Below are 16,063 nucleotides of genomic sequence, written 5' to 3'. Positions count from 1 at the left end.
CTCATGTCCGAACCCGCTTCTCCGTCCCCTTCGCTCCGGTCGATCAGCGTGACGGGCCCGACGCCTGCCAGCGCCACCGTGAATGGCGCCGCGCCCTCACCGCGCGCGCTGATCGAGATCGACGACGTCGATTTCTGCTACGGCGCCTCGCAGGCGCTGCACGACATCACGCTGAACATCCGCGAGCGCGAGGTCACCGCCTTCATCGGCCCCTCCGGCTGCGGCAAGAGCACGCTGCTCCGCTGCCTCAACCGCATGAACGACCTCATCGACGGCGCGCGCGTGACCACCGGCCAGATCCGCATCGACGGCGTCGACATCCACGACCCGCGCGTCGACGTCATCGAGTTGCGCAAGCGCGTCGGCATGGTCTTCCAGAAGTCGAACCCCTTCCCGAAGTCGATCTACGAGAACATCACCTACGGCCTGCGCATCCAGGGCGTGAAGAACAAGGCGCGCCTCGACGAGGTGGTGGAAAAGAGCCTGCGCGGCGCTGCGTTGTGGGACGAGGTGAAGGACCGCCTCCACCAGAGCGCGCTCGGCCTCTCCGGTGGCCAGCAACAGCGCCTCTGCATCGCTCGCGCCATCGCCGTCGAGCCCGAGATCATCCTCATGGACGAGCCGTGCTCGGCGCTCGATCCCATCGCCACGGCCAAGGTCGAGGAGCTGATCCACGAGTTGAAGTCGAAGTTCACCATCGTCATCGTGACGCACAACATGCAGCAGGCCGCGCGTTGCTCCGACCGCACCGCGTTCTTCTATCTCGGCCGCCTGATCGAATACTCCGAGACCCGCACCATCTTCATGAACCCCGCCAACCCGCAGACCGAGGCCTACGTCTCGGGACGCTTCGGCTGATCGATTACCCAACCCCCGCCCGCACCGACATGAAACGCTTTTTCGACGCCGAACTCGAAGCTCTCCGCACCGACCTGCTCCAGATGGGCGATCGCGCCATCGACCAGACCCGCCGCGCCGTGCGCGCGCTCGCCGAGGGCGACCTCGCGCTGGCCGACAAGGTCATCGCCGCCGACGACGAGATCGACAAGTTCGAGGTGAAGATCGACGAAGAGGCGATCCGCTACATGACCCTCCGCGGACCGATCGCCTCCGAGCTGCGCCTGGTCATCGTCGGCATGAAGGCTTCGCACGACCTCGAGCGCGTGGGCGACGAGGCGACGAGCATCGCCCGCCGGGCCCGCAAGCTCGCGATCGAGCCCAAGGTCGAGCTTTACGCCGACATCCCGCGCATGGCCAACATCGCGCTCGAGATGCTGCGCGATGCGCTCGACTGCTTCGTCCACGAGGACGAGCAGAAGGCCCTTGCGGTCATCCGCCGCGATCCGGAGGTCGATAACATCAACCGCCTCGTTTACCGCCGCCTCACCAGCTACATGATCGAGAAGCCCGAGACCATCGCCTGGGCGCTCGAGCTGATGTTCGTCTCGAAGTCGATCGAGCGCATTGCCGATCACGCCACGAACATCTCGGAGGAGATGATCTACCTCGTGCGCGGCAAGGACGTCCGCCACTCCGAGGAGATCAAGCAGGCGGTCCAGCAGCAGACTCCGCCCGCCGGCAAGTGACCTGACGCGGCTCGACACGCCAGCCGGCTCACTTGTAGCCGAAATGCCGGAGCGTCATTTCCGCGGCGTAGCCGAGCAGGCCGCACACGGGGAGCGTCAGCACCCAAGCCCACACGATGCGCTCGACGACGCCCCATTTGACGGCGCCGAAGCGCTTCACCGCGCCGACGCCCATGATGGAGGTCGAAATGACGTGCGTGGTGGAAACCGGAATGCCGAGGCCGGAAGCGACGTGAATGATCGCCGCCGCCGTGGTTTCAGCGGCGAAGCCGTGCACAGGCTGCAGTTTGACCATCTTGTGGCCCATCGTGCGGATGATGCGCCAGCCGCCTGCCGCGGTGCCGGCGGCCATGGTCAGCGCGCAAACGACCACGACCCACATGGGGATTTCCTTGAACTCGGCGACGCGGAGAAAGTCGGCCCACGGCGGCAGATCCTTGAAGACGCCCTGCGCGGTGCCGGTGGCGAGCGCGAGCGTGATGATGCCCATCGTCTTCTGCGCGTCGTTCGAGCCGTGGCTGAAGCCCATCATCGCGGCACTGGCGAGCTGCGCCTTGCCGAACCAGTAGTTCACGAAGCGCGGTGTCCAGTGTTTCACGACGAGCAACAGGAGAAACATCAGGATCGCGCCGCCAATGAAACCCGCGACCGGCGAACTGAACATCGGGGCGACGACCTTCGGCCAGAGGCCGGCCGCCGCGCCCTTCTTGTCGACGGTCGACCAGACGAGCACGGACCAGTTGTCGTTGGCAGTGGCCAAGGCCGCACCGCAGAGGCCGCCGATGAGCGCGTGACTGGAGCTCGAGGGCAGGCCGAGCCACCAGGTCAGCAGGTTCCACACGATCGCGGCGATCAACGCGGCGAGGATCGTCACCATCGTGACGACGCCGCCCTCGACGATGCCGCCGCTGATGGTTTTGGCGACGGCGGTGCCGGCGAGGGCGCCGACGAGATTGAAGAACGCCGCCAGCATGATGGCCTGGCGGGGCGTGAGGACCTTGGTCGAGACGACGGTGGCGATGGCGTTCGCGGCGTCGTGAAAACCGTTGATGTATTCGAACACCAGCGCCGCGCCGAGGACGATCAGGAAGATGGTCATGACCTGCGTCGGCGGGGGCTCAGGAGTATTTCAGCATGATCTGGAACACGACCTGGCCGGCGTCGCGCGCGCGGTCGACGGCCGTTTCGACGAGATCGTAGAGCTCCATGAGTATCACGATTTCCTTGGCGTCGTAGGGGCCGTTGTAGAGGTCCTTGACCAGCGAGAGCATCACCTTGTCGGCCTCGCCCTCGGCGAATTGCAGACGGGAGTGCGCGTCCTGGATGCGCTCGATGTTCGTGCCCTTGCGCAGCTGCGTGACCATGAAGTGCACGCTCTCGACCGCTTCCTCGAGCAGCACGACCTGACGCTGCATGCTCTCGCGCGGCACGCGGGCGGGGCAGATGGTCAGGCGTTCGACGATCTTTTCGACGGTCTTCGGGATGCGGTAGAGCGCCAGCGAAAGCGCCTCGATGTCCTCGCGTTCGAGCGGGGTGACGAAGGTCTTGCAGAGTTCCTCGGTGATCTGCTGGGTGATGCGCTTGTCCTTGCGGCGCGTCTGGATGATGTCGTGGATGCTCGAAGCCTGTGCGGCGCTCTCGTTGACGAGGATTTTGGCCAGCAGGCCGGCGGCCAGTTTGGCTTCCTCCGCGCTCGCGTCCAACAGGTCGTAGAACTTCTCCTCTTTGCCCAGGAGCTTCTTGAAAGAAATCATACGTGCTCCAGCGATACCCGTGGCACCTCGGCAGGCGAGGGTTAATTTACAAAGGTCACGATTTCCGGCGGCAGGGAGCGACGATGTTACGATTAGAGCGCGCGCATTAATTGCCGTCGCGGCCGGCCGATGAGGGGGACCTTATGGCATCGAGGAAGCGAATCGGAGTCTCCCTGCCTGCGCAGATGCGCTGGCTCTTTGTGAGCATGGGGGTGGCCAGCCTCCTGGTATGCGCGGCAGCGCTGGGGCTGATGTGGCGGGTCAATCGTCAGGTGGCGGGCGTCGCGCAGGCCGTGGGCGGCGAAGCGATCCCGGCGACCGAGGTGTTGCGTCTGGTGGACGCCGTGGCGATGCACGTCGCGCAATACAACCGCACGCGCACAGACGAGGACCGGCGGCAGGCAGTCGCGGAATTCCAGCGCGCGCGGCATGCGCTGGCCGTCACCCGGGTCCAGTTCGCCGCCGGCGCGGAACCGCCGGAACTCGTGGCCACCGCCGAGCGCTTGAAGCGCTGGCAGACCGCGTTCGAGCAACTCGCCGAGGCCAATCTCCGCAACGAGCGCTCCGTCCGTGGTCTCGCGGCCCAGGCGTCCCTGCTCTCCACCTTGTGCCTCCAACTGGCGACCGATGACGGCACGCAGATTCCCGGTGCCCGTGCTCCGGGGCATCGCGAGGTGTTTGCGCGCGGTCTGGGGGCGCTTGCCGAGATCCAGAACAACGTGCTGTTCGCGAGTTCGCTGCTCGATCCGGAATTCGCCGGCCGCGCCAGCCAGAAGCAGGCTGCGCTGTTGCCGGAGATCGCCGGTCTGTTGCCGGCCACGCCTCCCTCGGACCTCCGCGATTTCATCGAGGACGTGCAGGGGCGCCTGCGCGACCTGGGTGACGAGCTGGCCAACTTGAAAATTTCCATCCACGAACGCGTGCGCTTGGTTCAGGTGGTTTCCGGACTCGGTTCCGAGACCGCCGACCGTCTCCAGCCGGTCTTGGAAAGCACGATGCAGGCGACCTTGGTCTCGGCGCAGGAATCCGCGACCCGCCTGAACTCCACGGTGCTTATCGTCGGCGCCGCGGCGTTGCTGCTGCCGGTCGCCGGGCTCGCCATGACCCGCGCGTTCTCGAATCGGGTCAGCCACCGCCTCCAAGCGGTTGCGTCGCGCATGGGGGCGGGAGCCGATCGTTTGCAACGGGAGACTGCCGCGGCGGGCGACCAAGCCGGGCAACTCGCGGCCGCGGCCGAAGAGGAAGCCGCGGCGTTGCAGGAGACGGCGGGCAACGCCTCGCGCGTGGCGGAGGCGGCGGATGAGACCCGCGGGCGCGTGCAGTCGATGGGCCAGCTCATCCTGCGCACCTCGCGCGAGACGGAGCAGGGCGGACGGAGCGTCGGCGAGCTCAGCGCCGCGATGGCGGACATCGCTTCCTCCGGAGACAGCGTCCAACGCGTCATCGATTCGATCGAGGAGATCGCGTTTCAGACCAACCTGCTGGCGCTCAACGCCGCCATCGAGGCCGCGCGGGCGGGCGAAGCGGGCCGCGGCTTTGCGGTCGTGGCGGACGAAGTGCGGCGCCTGGCCTCGCGCAGCGCGGAGGCGGCGCGGCAATCCGAGAACTTGATCAATGCCTCGCAGCAGACGAATCGCCGCGGCAGCGCGGTGGCATCGGCGGTGGCGTCCAACTTCGCCGCCATTGCCCGGGCAGTGGCCGAGCTGCATGATTTGCTGGCCGTCGCCGAAACGGCGTCGGTGCGGCAGGTCGAGGCTGCGGCGGCGATCCACACCGCGCTGCGGAGTCTCAGTGGTCGCGGTGCGGCGTCCGCCGATCAGGCGCAACGGCAGGCTCAGTTCGCCACGGAGCTGCAGGGATATTCGAGCCAGCTGGCGGAGGACGCGGTGTGGTTGCGGGACTTCTCGGGTGGGAGCACGGTGAGGGAGACCGCGGTCCAGCACACAGCTGCCGTCGTCGGGTTGCGCGACGGCGCGCCGAAACTTCAGGCCGCCGAAACGAGGTAGGGACGACAGGCGCCGATGATGGCGTCGACCGTGAACGGCTTGCGGATCACCGCGGCGCCCGGGATGTGGGCGAGTCCGGAGTCGAGGTCGAGCGCGCCGGCGTTGCCAGTGACAAAGACGACGCGCTCCGCCAGTTCCGGCCGGTTTTCCTCGATCCACCGGCGCAGCTGCAGGCCATCCAGTCGCGGCATGCGGATGTCCGTGAGCACCAGGTCGAAGGTCGCGGTCCGTAGTTTTTCGACCGCCTCGTGCCCGTCGGCGGCGATCTCGATGCGACAGGAAAACCCTGCGCGGAGCACTTCCTGCATGAACTGGCGCACGAATTCCTCGTCATCGACGATCAGGACACTGCGCCGCGAAGCGTCGTAATGCGCCGGCCGGACACTGCGCCCCTCCGCCGGGCGCGCGCGCGTTTCCGATACTTGCACCGGCAGCCGCAGGGAGAAGGTCGAGCCGACGCCCACCACGCTTTCGACGGCGATCTCACCGCCATGTTGACGCACGATGCTGGCCGAGATGCTGAGGCCCAGCCCGGTGCCGCGCGGGCCTTTGGTAGTGAAGAAGGGGTCGAAGATCCGCGAGAGATGCTCGGGCTTGATGCCGGTGCCGACGTCGCGCACGCGCAGCCACGCCCCCTCCGGGCTGGTCTCGACGGTGAGCGTCAGCTCGGGATGGGGAACCTGTTCCATCGCGTGGAGCGCGTTCAGGATGAAATTCATCAGCACCTGCTTGAGCTGGGCGGCGTCGCCCTTGATCCAGACGGCGTCGGACGGGAGCCGGAGGTGCATCTCGCAGCGATGCTCCTGCAACTGGTAACGCAGCATCTGGGCGGCCTCGCGGCAGAGTGCGGCGAGGTCGGCCAGCGCGAAGTCGGAGTCGGCGGGCCGGGCGATGTTGAGCAGCTGCTTGATGATCTGCGCCGCCTCGTGCGAACTCTGGCGGATGCACTGCGTGTGCGGGCGCAGCGACGGTGGCGCCACGACCTCGAGAAGCTCGGCAAAGCCGAGGACCGGCGTGAGTTTGTTGTTCAGTTCGTGCGCGACGCCCGCGACGAGCGTATCGAGCATGTTCTGCTTTTCCTGCCGTGCGAGCTGCTGTTCCAGCGCGTGCTGGTCGGTGATGTCCTCGAGAAAGGCGCAGACCTGGCCGGTCTCCGCGACCCAGCTGCAGTGCAGCTCGATCATGCGGGGCGCGCCGCCTGGGAACTCGAACAGAAACTGACCGATGGTGGGCGCCGAAGCGGAGCCTTGCCGCTCGAGGGCGGCGAGCAGTTGCCCCAGGCGCCCGCGCTCGGGCGGGACCAGCCACTCGCCCAGCTCGAAGCGCGCGGGGCTCGGTCGGGCCTCGAGTCGCAGAATCTGCTCGAAGCGACGGTTGTGCGCGACGACGGCGCCGTGCGGGTCGAGCAACGCCACGCCCAGCGCGTTGTTTTCGAACAGCGCCTTGTAGCGCCCCTGCGACTGGCGCAGCTGGTGATTGATCTGAAAGAGCTCGAGATTCTGCTGCCGCAGGGCGTCGTCCTGTTCGATCGCCCGCTTCAGCTGGTGACCGAAAAGCTGGAGCTGCAGGCGCGCCAGGCGCGGCACGGGGATCAGGCCCAGCAATTCCTGCGCCTCGTCGACGAGCACGACATCTTCGAAGAATTCCGAGCCGCACCGGGAGAGCGCGCCGTCGAGCACCTCGCGGAGCGGCGCGTCCGGACGGCAAATGAGCGGGCGCGGCGCCCGGGCTGCTGCGACCGGAGTCGAGCCATAGAGAGCAAAGCCGTAACGGGACCCGAGCATGAACCCGACTGTCGCGCGCGAGCAGAGTCCCGTCACTTTGCCCGTTTCGGTGATGGCGAAAAAGTCCTGCGGGATCTGCTGAAACAGCTTCTGCACTTCGGCGAGCGGAGTCCGGCCCTCCACGCATTGGCGATGATGCACGAGATGGGCGAGGTCCACCTTGAAGGCGGTGGCATCCTCCGCCGACTCGGGGCCGGGTATTTCGTGGGTCAAAGAGGAGGCATGCAGCATGGGAAAACTAGCTGCCTGCTAACATCGGCTCGGGCAACGGATCGGACGTTACGTTCCCGTTAACAGCATCCCTGCGGGAGTCGGTCCTGCCTTCGCTAAAATGGGGCGGCCAACGGGACTCGAACCCGCGACCCCAAGATCCACAATCTTGTGCTCTAACCAACTGAGCTATGACCGCCGTGAAAAATCGAGCGGTGAAGTTCCCCAGCGGCCCGGTCGCTGTCAATCCTTCTCTCGTTATTTCCCCGTTGCGCCCGGAGTGGAGCGGGCTTGGCTTCACAACATGGCGCGGATCCGGCTGTTGACCTACAACATCGCCCACGCCCGCGGGCTCAGTCTCCACCAGACGCTGCGGTCGCGCGCGCGGATCCGGGCCCAGCTGGTCAACATCGCGCACCTGATCAAGCGCCTCGATGCGGACATCGTCGCCTTCCAGGAAATCGACGAAAACTCGCGTTGGAACGGCAGTTTCGACCACCTCGCCTTTCTCGCGGAGCACACCGGTTTGCCGCATTTCGTCCACGGCGTAAACAACCGCCTCGCGCACTTCGGCGGGCACCTGCACCTCGCCTACGGCAACGCCGTGCTCTCGCGCTACCCGATCGCGCATCACGAAAACGTGCCGTTCGGCCGCCGGTTGCTCGGGGAGAAGGGCGCCCTGTTCACCGAGATCGAGACGCCCGCCGGCCTCGTGCCGGTGATGAACGTTCACATGCACCATCGCTCGCGGGCGTCGCGCCTGAAGCAGGCGGCGAAGCTGATCGAGTTTCTCGACCACCAGCGCGTCCACCGCGGGGCGCAGTGGCGCGCGCGGCCGATCGTGTGCGGCGACATGAACAACCCCTCGCATACGCCGGATGCCACCGCGATGCTGCTCGGCTACTTCGAGGAGTTCGACAACTACACGCTCCTGCCGAAGGGGCTCGCCGGGCGCGCGCTGCACACGTTCCCGTCGTTTTTTCCCAGCCGCGCCCTCGACTACATCTATCTGCCGAGCCAGTGCTGCGATCCGGACGTCACCGTGGTGCGCAGCTATCTCTCGGATCACCGGCCGGTATTCGTGGAGTTCCGGCTGTAGCATTTCGCACTGCCATTGCGAGGAGCCCAGCAAAGCAAGGCGGCGAAGCAATCCGGCGCATTGGATCGCACACCCGACAAGGTCTGTCGTGCGATGACAGGGCGGATATGCGTTCTACGGCGGCGGCCTGACGCAATTCCGCGTTGCGCCTCGCCGGAGGCGTGTGCTCTGTTCGCCACTCCATGGATCGCATCGCCGACGCTTTTGCCCGCTGCCGCGCCGAGAAACGCGCGGCTTTCGTCTCGTATTTGTGCGCGGGCGATCCGGATTTCGACACCTCGCTCGCCGCCTGCCGCGCCGTGATCGAGGCGGGCGTCGACGTGCTGGAACTCGGCGTGCCGTTCTCCGACCCGCTCGCGGACGGCCTCACCAACCAGCTCGCGGCGCAACGCGCGCTCGAGAGCGGCATGACGATCGCGCGCGTGCTGGAGCTCGTGCGCCGCGTCCGCGAATTCAGCCAGGTGCCGGTCGTTTTCTACACCTACTACAACCTCGTGTTCGCGAACGGCGTCGACGCCTCGGTGCGCGCCGCCAAGGAAGCCGGCGCGGACGGCATGCTCGTGCTCGACCTTCCGCCGGAGGAAGCCGGCGAGTTCGGCGCGGCGTGTCGTGCGCACGGGATGAAGAGCGTTTTCATCGTCGCGCCGACGACGCCCGATGCGCGCCTCGCGAAGATTTGCGGCGCGGCCACCGGCTTCATCTACTACGTGTCCCGCGAGGGCGTGACCGGCGAGCGCGGCGAAGTCGCCACCGGCATCGGCGAGGCGGTGGCGCGCATCAAGGCGCGCACGGCGCTGCCGGTCGTCGTCGGTTTCGGCATTTCCAATCGCGAGCAGGTCCGCGCCGTCGCGGCTTCGCGGACGGATGGCGTGGTCGTCGGCTCGGCGCTGGTCAACGTCATCAAGGCCAACCTCGCCGCGCGCGACACGATCGCGCCGCAGCTCAAAGCCAAAGCCACCGACCTCGTCGCCGGCGTGCGCGGCGCCGCTTGAACGCCATGGTCACCCGCGCGCGCCGGATTCTGCTGATCGACGACGATCGCCTGCAGCATCACCTCGTGCAGGGCTTCGTGGCAAAGTTCCGCAGCGGGCCGTGGGAACTGGAGGTGGCGGGGGACTACGACAGCGGGCTGAAGAAACTCCTCTCCGGCAAATTTTCCGTCTGTCTGCTCGACTACCGTCTCGGCGAACGCGACGGACTCGAGCTGCTCCGCGAGGCGCGATCGACCGACAGCGCGACGCCCGTGGTGTTTTTGACCGCCGATGCCAGCGACGAGATCGACGACGCTGCGATGGAAGCGGGCGCGATGGATTATCTGGTCAAGGGCGAGCTCAACGCACGTATCCTCGAGCACTCGATCCGCTACGCGCGCAAGCTCGGCGAGACGATGGGGCAGCTCAAGCTGCTCGCGACGCGCGATGCGCTCACCGGCCTGCACAACCGCCGCGAGTTCGACCGCATGGTCGCCGAGGAATGTCAGCGCGCCACGCGCTTCGGGCACCCGTTCGCGCTCGTGATGGCCGACATCGATTTCTTCAAGAAGATCAACGATACGCACGGCCATCAGGTCGGCGACGAAGTGCTGAAGCACGTCGCAAGTCTCCTCGCGGGGCAGTTGCGGGTCGTCGACCGCATCGCGCGCTATGGCGGCGAAGAGTTCGCGATCCTGATGGTCGAGACCGATCGCAAACAGGCCGTGGAAGGCATCCAACGCCTCTTCGCCTTGCTGGCGGAGACGCCCTGCCAGCCTGCCGGCACGGACCTGACGCTGAACGTCACGCTCAGCGCCGGCCTCGCCATCATGCCGGACGATGCGGCGTCGTGCGACCAGTTGATTTCCGCGGCGGACAAGGCGCTCTACGCGGCGAAGCACGCGGGGCGCAACCGCGTGGTGACGGCGCACAGTTTGAAAGATTGAGCGGCTGACAGTTGCCGGTAGACCGCGACCTCTGGGCGCGGGAAGAGATTCGTGAGCCGAGCACCCGCGCCCGGAGGTCGCGGGTCACCTTGATGCGGTCGCAGGAGCGAAGCTCAGGCTTTCGTCTCGAGCGCTGCGGTGCGCGGCACCATCACGCGCAGGCTGCGCGGGAGCACGGAAACTTCGATGCGCGAGGTCTCGGCGCGCGGCTCGCCGTCGGTGTGCATCCAGCCGGGTTTCGCGCGCTCGATGACGAACTGGCTGCCTTGGAAATGCCGGACATCGGGCACGCGGTTGATCGAGCCGTGGAAAAGTCGGATGGCCAGCGGCACGGCGCGAAAGGCGTTCACGTGCGGCACGGCGACGACGTCGAGCATGCCGTCGCTGACGGACGCGTCGGGCGCGATATAGGCGTTGTTGCCGTATTGGGAGGAGTTCGCGATCGCGAGGGTGAAGGCCTCGACGGCATCGCGACCGCCAGGATGGTGAATCGTATAGCGCTCGGGCCGGTAGCTCCACCACGCCTTGGCGCTTTCCTTGAGGTAGCCGGCGAAGCCGCGCGACGTGAGCAGCGCGAAGCGCTCGGCGATGAGCGCCTCGAAGCCGGTGCCGGCGGCGCAGAAAAAGAGATGCTGGTTCACTTTGCCGGCGTCGATGGTCGTCACAGCACCTTCGGCCAGCGCGCGGAACGCGCCCCGGCCGGCGCGCGGGATGCCGAGGTGGCGGCCGAGGCCGTTGCCGGAGCCGCAGGGAATGAGGCCGAACGCGGCGGGCGTGTTGACGAGCGCGCTGGCGACCTCGTTCATCGTGCCGTCACCTCCGATGGCGACGACGAGTTCGCAGCCCTCGTCGACCGCGGCGCGGGCGAGTTCGGTGGCGTGGCGCGGGCGCTCGGTCGAGACGACTTTGCCGTCCCAGCCGCAGTGCGCGATGAACTCCGCCGCCTTGTCGCGCAGGTGCGGGTTGCGGCGATTGGAACCGGAGTGAGGATTGAAGATGAACCGGACTTTCAAGGGGGCGTGCGGAAAGCAGAGCCGAAAGGGGCAGGCGGTTGAAGGCAAAAGGAGTTTGGCAACAATCGCGTGACGCCGTTCTGTGGCCGCGTGAACGGCGTCATCCAGGTGCTCACGGGTTGCACGGCGGTCGGCAAGACCGAGCTGGCGCTGCGCTGGGCGGAGGCGAACGGCGCCGAGATCGTGTCGTGCGATTCGCTGCTGTTCTATCGCGGCATGGACATCGGAACGGCGAAGCCGACGAAGGCCGAGCTCGCGCGCGTGCCGCATCACCTGATCGACGTGTGCGACGTGCGCGAGCCGATGAACATTACGTATTACGTAATGAAGGCGCGGGCGGCGGTGGAGGATGTTTTGGCGCGGCGGAGGCGAGTTTTGGTCACGGGTGGGAGCGGGTTTTATCTCGCGTCGTTCTTCGGGCCGGTGGCGGACGAGGTCGACGTGCCGGCGGCGTTGCGGGAGGAGATTCGGGCGCGGTTGGAGCGTGACGGACTGGCGGCGTTGGTGGAGGAGCTGCGGAAATTAAATCCGGCGGGGCTCGGTGCACTCGACATCGCGAATCCGCGGCGCGTGACGCGCGCGCTGGAGCGTTGCCGGGCGAGTGGACGGCCGCTGGCGGAGTTGCAGGCGGAGTTTGCGGCGCGGCCGGGGCCGTTTGCGGATTTCGAGGTGAGGCTGTGCGAGCTCGTGCGTGAGCCGGTGGAGCTCGAGGAGCGTGTCGAGGCACGCGTGCGGCAGATGCTGCGCGATGGCTTGGTCGCGGAAGTGCGTGGACTGCTCGCGGGCGGGTTGAAGGAGAATCCGAGTGCGGCGAAGGCGATCGGGTATCGCGAGACGATCGATTTTCTCGAGGGGCGGCTGGCGGAGGCGGAATTGCGGCCGGCGATCGTGAAGAATACGCGGGCGCTGGTGAAGAAGCAGCGGACGTGGTTCAAGACGCAGCTGCCGGAGCATCGGCGGGTGGCGGCGGCCGTGGCGCGGGTGGAAGAGCTGTTTGGGTGAGGCGCTTTTGGGGAGGCCACAAAAAGCACAAGAAGCGCAAAGGGGCTGAGGTTGTGATGGAGGACGTGTTGCGAGCGCGATGGGCTCGAGGTGGTCGCCGCCGTCCCGGCGGCGACGCGATGCGGGCGTGAGGTGCGGTGCGTTTGGGGCGCGCGCGAGCGCGCTGACCCACAAGGAACGTGTTCACGAAAAAGGCGGCTCCGGTATGGGAGCCGCCTTGAAGAGGGAGCGTTCGGTGGGCCGTGGCTCGCTTAGAAGCGGAGGCGGGCGCCGATTTGGATGCGCCAGCGCGAGGCGAGCGGGTTGACGGTCGCTTCGCCGGGGACGTAGTTGCCGCTGGAGTTGAGCGTGATACCGCTCGGCTTGATCTGGCCGGTGGAGGTGTAGGCGGCGCTGCCGGCGAGGCGGCGGGCGTAGACGCCGTTGTTGTTGCCGAGTTCCTCGACGTAGCCGAAGGTCTGGCGGCTGAGCCAGTAGCCGAAGTTGATGAAGTCGGCGAAGAGCTCGAGCTCGGCGGGTTTGTAGAGCGGGATCTTTTGGCTGAAGCGGAGGTCGAGCCGGTTCTGCCAGGGCAGGGTGAACTTGTTGCGCGGGGCGTAGCCGCCGGCGTATTTGCCGAGCTCGCTGTTCGCGAAATAGTTCACGTAGGCCTGGGCTTGCGCGGCGGTGAGGCCGGAGAAGTCGACCTTCGAGTCGCTGAGGCCGGTGGGCACGTAGACGAGGTCGTTGCCGGAGACGCCGTCGGTGTTGAGGTCGTTCGAGTAGGCGAAGGAGTAGGGGTTGCCGGTGCGGCCTTCGTAGTAGAGCGAGGCGTAGGATTTCCAGTTCTTGAGGAACTCGAATTCGCGGGTGAGGGTGAGTTGGACGCGGTTCTTGACCTCGAAGTCGGAGGTGGAGACCTCGACGGCGTTTTGGTTGAAGACGGCGTTGCGGGTCCAGCCGTCGACGGCGACGGTCTGGCCGGTGGATTGCGCCTCGGTGGAGCGGCCCTTGGTGAAGGCGAGGTTGGCGGCCCAGTGGTTCTTCATCGGGCGGTCCCACATCAGGGTGGCGTAGGAGCTCTCGCCTTCGGAGACGTTGCGGACGCGGATGACTTCGTTGAAGGCGGTGTTGAAGGCGGCGGCGCTGTTCGAGCCGGCGGAGATGCTGCCGTTCGGGTTGACGACGAAGTTGAAGCGCTGGCGGCCGTCGAGGCCGATGGCGGGGCCGCTGGTGGCGGTGACGACGAGCGGCTTGATGTTCAGGTTGTCGGAGAAGAGCGCGTTGTCCTGCTTGGTGTAGACGTATTCGACGGTGAAGTTGCCGCCGAGGAAGTTGGCCTTCCAGTCGAGCGCGAGGTTGCCGCGCACGACGGCGGGCAGGTGGATTTTGTCCTGTAGGAGGTTGATCGTGCGGCGGGCGTTCGGGTCGCCATCGGTCGCGGCGACGCCGATGGGGCTGGCCGGATCGAACTGGTTGTTGATGTAGCTGACGAGGCTCGGGGGCGGCGTGGCGGTGCTGAGGGTGTTGGTGATGCCGAAGCGGCCGACGCCGGGGTTGGAGAACGAGTTCGAGAAGAACACCCACGGCGCGCGGCCGAGGAACCGGCCGAGGCCGCCGCGGAGTTGCACGGTGCGGCTGTCGTCGATGGACCAGTTGAAGCCGGCGCGCGGCGAGAACTCGGTGACGCCGTCGGGGAGGCCGTCGTTGCGCAGGCCGAAGGCCGACTGGAACGCGGTGTTCAGGATCGGGCGGATGCTGGAGCCGACGAGATCCTCGCGGACGCCGAAGGTGAAGTTGAGGCGCGGGGTCGCGTCCCACTTGGCCTGCGCGTAGAGGCCGGTGATGTCGAATTGGGAGACGTCGGCGACGGGCGTGCCGTTGACGTAGTATTCGCGGCGGAAGGCGTTGGGCGTGTCGGCGAGGAACGAGGCGATGTCGGCGTATTCGAAGAGGCCGTAGGAGCCGGCGCGGAAGAGGTTGAAGAAGTCGCTGTCTTCGCGGTCGAGGCCGGCGGAGAGCGTGAGGTTGTTCAGGAAATAGTCGGCGTGCGCGGCGTAGCTCTTGGTCTCGACGCGGATGATGTTGCCGTGGCGGAACTGCTCGGTGCCGAAGAAGAGGACGCCGTTGTTGATCGCGGCGCCGGCGTTGTTGATGCCGGAGACGCCGAAGATGCGGACTTCGGGGAAGTCGATCGGGCTGGTGGTGAGCTGTTCGTAGGACGTCTTCGCGTAGCGCAGCTCGGTCTTGAGGTCAGGCGTCCAGCTGGAGAAGAGCGTGCCGGCCCAAACTTTTTCGGTGCGTTGCTGGGTGTAGAAGTTCGAGGAGAGGTTCGTGCCGCGGGAGGCGGTGTTCACGAGCGAGGTCGACGGCGCGAACGTGCTCGTGGTGCTGAAGCGGCCGAATTGCGGGAGCGTGCCCTTGGTCTCGTTGTAGCGGACGGAGAGGCGGTGATCGGCGTTGATGCGCCAGTCGATCTTGCCGAGGCGTTTTTCTTCCTGCGTCTCGAGCGGGGAGCCGCCGAAGGTGCCGAAGTCGGCCTTCTTGGTGCCGAGGGCGGTGTTGATCGCGGCGAGCCGGTTGTTGATTGCGGTGAGATCGGCCGAGGCGGGCGTGAAGCCGGGGACGCTGGCGGCGGATTCGCGGTCGAATTTCTCGTAGTTGAGGAAGAAGAAGAGGTGGTCCTTCCAGATCGGGCCGCCGAGGGTGGCGCCCCAGGTTTTCTGGGTGTCGAGCGGCTTGATGCCCTCGATCGGGGCGGAGGAGGTGCCGGAGACGTCCTTTCCGGCGAGATTCTTCGAGGTGTAGTAAGTGTAGACGGAGCCGGAGAACTTGTTGGTGCCGGACTTGGTGACGGCGTTGATCGCAGCGCCGGTGAAGCCGCTGTTGCGGACGTCGTAGGGCGAGATGGAGATCGAGAACTGTTCGACGGTGTCGAGGGAGATGGGATTGAAGAACGACTGGATGCCGGAGGCGTTGAGGCCGAACTGGTCGTTGATGCGCGCGCCGTCGAGGAGGATGGAGTTGTAGCGGTTGTTCTGGCCGACGGCGGTGATCATCTGGTCGTCGCGGTCGGTGATGGCCTGGCGGAAGGTGACGAGCGGGTTCGTGCGGGCCATGTCGCCGATGGAGCGCTTGGCGGAGGGCTGCGCGGCGAGGCGGGCGGAGGTGAGGACGGAGCCGGCGCCGTTGGCGGTGGAGTCGAGGTCATCGTTCGTGGCGGTGACCTTGAAGGCGTCGAGCTTCACGATCTCGGAGTTGAGGGTGAGGTTGACGTCGATTTCGCGACCGAGCTCGGTGGTGACTTCACTGACGCTGCCGGTGGTGTAGCCGGCGGCGGTGGCGGTGACGGTGTAGGGGCCGCCGGGCGGGAGGCCGCGGAAAGTGAAATGGCCGTTGGCGCGCGTGGTGGCGGTGAACACGGCGTTGGTGGGGACGTGCGTGGCGACCACAGTCGCGCCGGCGAGCGGTGCGCCGGCCTTGTCGGTGACGGCGCCCGTCATGCCGGAAGACACGATGCCTTGGGCAAACGCGTTCGGCTGGAGCCCGAGCGCGGCGATGAACAGAAACACCGGCAGAAGGAATCTGCCGAGGAGGGGGGACTTTGGCTTCATTGGTGCAGTGCGCCGTTCGGTGCACGGCCCATGCCACGGCAGTGGGTATCACGGCGTGGCGTGGGGCGCGTCGTGTCCGGCGATTAAGTGCGTGCGGT

At 66.6% G+C, this 16,063-nt stretch carries 12 protein-coding genes and 1 tRNA gene; 7 read left to right on the top strand and 6 right to left on the bottom strand.

Features of this window, described 5'->3' with window-relative positions; translation table 11 throughout:
- The first annotated feature begins 3 nt into the window (after positions 1-3).
- Complete coding sequence (locus tag KF715_04280) at positions 4-858, top strand: phosphate ABC transporter ATP-binding protein (protein ID MBX3735886.1); 855 nt, start codon at positions 4-6, stop codon at positions 856-858.
- A gap of 29 nt (positions 859-887) precedes the next feature.
- Positions 888-1,586 (top strand): phosphate signaling complex protein PhoU, encoded by a 699-nt coding sequence (gene phoU / locus KF715_04275; GenBank protein ID MBX3735885.1) that lies wholly within the window; start codon positions 888-890, stop codon positions 1,584-1,586.
- A gap of 28 nt (positions 1,587-1,614) precedes the next feature.
- On the opposite strand, the gene KF715_04270 is transcribed toward phoU, so the two are convergent.
- Together KF715_04270 and KF715_04265 are read right to left on the bottom strand one after the other, a co-directional pair.
- Positions 1,615-2,685 (bottom strand): inorganic phosphate transporter, encoded by a 1,071-nt coding sequence (locus KF715_04270; protein ID MBX3735884.1) that lies wholly within the window; start codon positions 2,683-2,685, stop codon positions 1,615-1,617.
- 19 nt (positions 2,686-2,704) lie between these two features.
- Positions 2,705-3,340, bottom strand: a complete 636-nt coding sequence (locus KF715_04265) for a DUF47 family protein (GenBank protein MBX3735883.1) — start codon at positions 3,338-3,340, stop codon at positions 2,705-2,707.
- A gap of 110 nt (positions 3,341-3,450) precedes the next feature.
- On the opposite strand from KF715_04265, the gene KF715_04260 reads away from it, so the two are divergent.
- On the top strand, positions 3,451-5,346 hold the full coding sequence (locus KF715_04260) for a hypothetical protein (GenBank protein ID MBX3735882.1): 1,896 nt from the start codon (positions 3,451-3,453) through the stop codon (positions 5,344-5,346).
- Here the strand turns inward: KF715_04260 and KF715_04255 are convergent.
- Both KF715_04255 and KF715_04250 read right to left on the bottom strand, forming a co-directional pair.
- Complete coding sequence (locus KF715_04255; GenBank protein ID MBX3735881.1) at positions 5,325-7,343, bottom strand: response regulator; 2,019 nt, start codon at positions 7,341-7,343, stop codon at positions 5,325-5,327. The two genes, KF715_04260 and KF715_04255, sit on opposite strands and share 22 nt — an antisense overlap.
- Before the next feature lie 119 nt (positions 7,344-7,462).
- A tRNA-His gene (locus KF715_04250) sits at positions 7,463-7,539 on the bottom strand.
- A gap of 105 nt (positions 7,540-7,644) precedes the next feature.
- On the opposite strand from KF715_04250, the gene KF715_04245 reads away from it, so the two are divergent.
- The 3 genes from KF715_04245 to KF715_04235 all read left to right on the top strand — a co-directional run bounded on the left by KF715_04245 (position 7,645) and on the right by KF715_04235 (position 10,357).
- A complete protein-coding gene (locus KF715_04245; protein MBX3735880.1) occupies positions 7,645-8,439 on the top strand; it encodes an endonuclease/exonuclease/phosphatase family protein in 795 nt (264 codons plus the stop codon).
- Between the two features lie 182 nt (positions 8,440-8,621).
- Positions 8,622-9,431, top strand: coding sequence for a tryptophan synthase subunit alpha (locus KF715_04240; GenBank protein ID MBX3735879.1), 810 nt, complete (start codon positions 8,622-8,624; stop codon positions 9,429-9,431).
- Positions 9,432-9,436: 5 nt separating this feature from the next.
- Positions 9,437-10,357 carry a diguanylate cyclase gene (locus KF715_04235; protein MBX3735878.1) on the top strand — a complete coding sequence of 307 codons (921 nt, stop codon included), beginning with the start codon at positions 9,437-9,439 and terminating at the stop codon, positions 10,355-10,357.
- A 113-nt stretch (positions 10,358-10,470) separates the two neighbouring features.
- Here KF715_04235 and KF715_04230 read toward each other — a convergent pair whose 3' ends face one another.
- Positions 10,471-11,370 (bottom strand): diacylglycerol kinase family lipid kinase, encoded by a 900-nt coding sequence (locus tag KF715_04230; protein ID MBX3735877.1) that lies wholly within the window; start codon positions 11,368-11,370, stop codon positions 10,471-10,473.
- Between the two features lie 69 nt (positions 11,371-11,439).
- Between KF715_04230 and miaA the strand changes: the two genes are divergently transcribed.
- Positions 11,440-12,372: a tRNA (adenosine(37)-N6)-dimethylallyltransferase MiaA gene (gene miaA / locus KF715_04225; GenBank protein MBX3735876.1), complete on the top strand. Its 933-nt coding sequence runs from the start codon at positions 11,440-11,442 to the stop codon at positions 12,370-12,372.
- A gap of 251 nt (positions 12,373-12,623) precedes the next feature.
- Here the strand turns inward: miaA and KF715_04220 are convergent, their stop codons facing one another.
- A complete protein-coding gene (locus KF715_04220) occupies positions 12,624-15,965 on the bottom strand; it encodes a TonB-dependent receptor (protein MBX3735875.1) in 3,342 nt (1,113 codons plus the stop codon).
- Positions 15,966-16,063: the final 98 nt, after the last annotated feature.

The organism is Candidatus Didemnitutus sp., assembly GCA_019634575.1.
Taxonomy (GTDB): Bacteria; Verrucomicrobiota; Verrucomicrobiia; order Opitutales; family Opitutaceae; genus Didemnitutus.
This window is presented reverse-complemented; position numbering and strand designations above follow the sequence as displayed.

Excerpts from the sequence above, each read along its gene's own strand:
- KF715_04245 (MBX3735880.1), top strand. The coding sequence starts at position 7,645 with ATGGCGCGGATCCGGCTGTTGACCTACAACATCGCCCACGCCCGCGGG.
- KF715_04280 (MBX3735886.1), top strand. The coding sequence starts at position 4 with ATGTCCGAACCCGCTTCTCCGTCCCCTTCGCTCCGGTCGATCAGCGTG.
- phoU (MBX3735885.1), top strand. The coding sequence starts at position 888 with ATGAAACGCTTTTTCGACGCCGAACTCGAAGCTCTCCGCACCGACCTG.
- KF715_04220 (MBX3735875.1), bottom strand. The coding sequence starts at position 15,965 with ATGAAGCCAAAGTCCCCCCTCCTCGGCAGATTCCTTCTGCCGGTGTTT.
- KF715_04265 (MBX3735883.1), bottom strand. The coding sequence starts at position 3,340 with ATGATTTCTTTCAAGAAGCTCCTGGGCAAAGAGGAGAAGTTCTACGAC.
- KF715_04235 (MBX3735878.1), top strand. The coding sequence starts at position 9,437 with ATGGTCACCCGCGCGCGCCGGATTCTGCTGATCGACGACGATCGCCTG.
- KF715_04240 (MBX3735879.1), top strand. The coding sequence starts at position 8,622 with ATGGATCGCATCGCCGACGCTTTTGCCCGCTGCCGCGCCGAGAAACGC.
- KF715_04270 (MBX3735884.1), bottom strand. The coding sequence starts at position 2,685 with ATGACCATCTTCCTGATCGTCCTCGGCGCGGCGCTGGTGTTCGAATAC.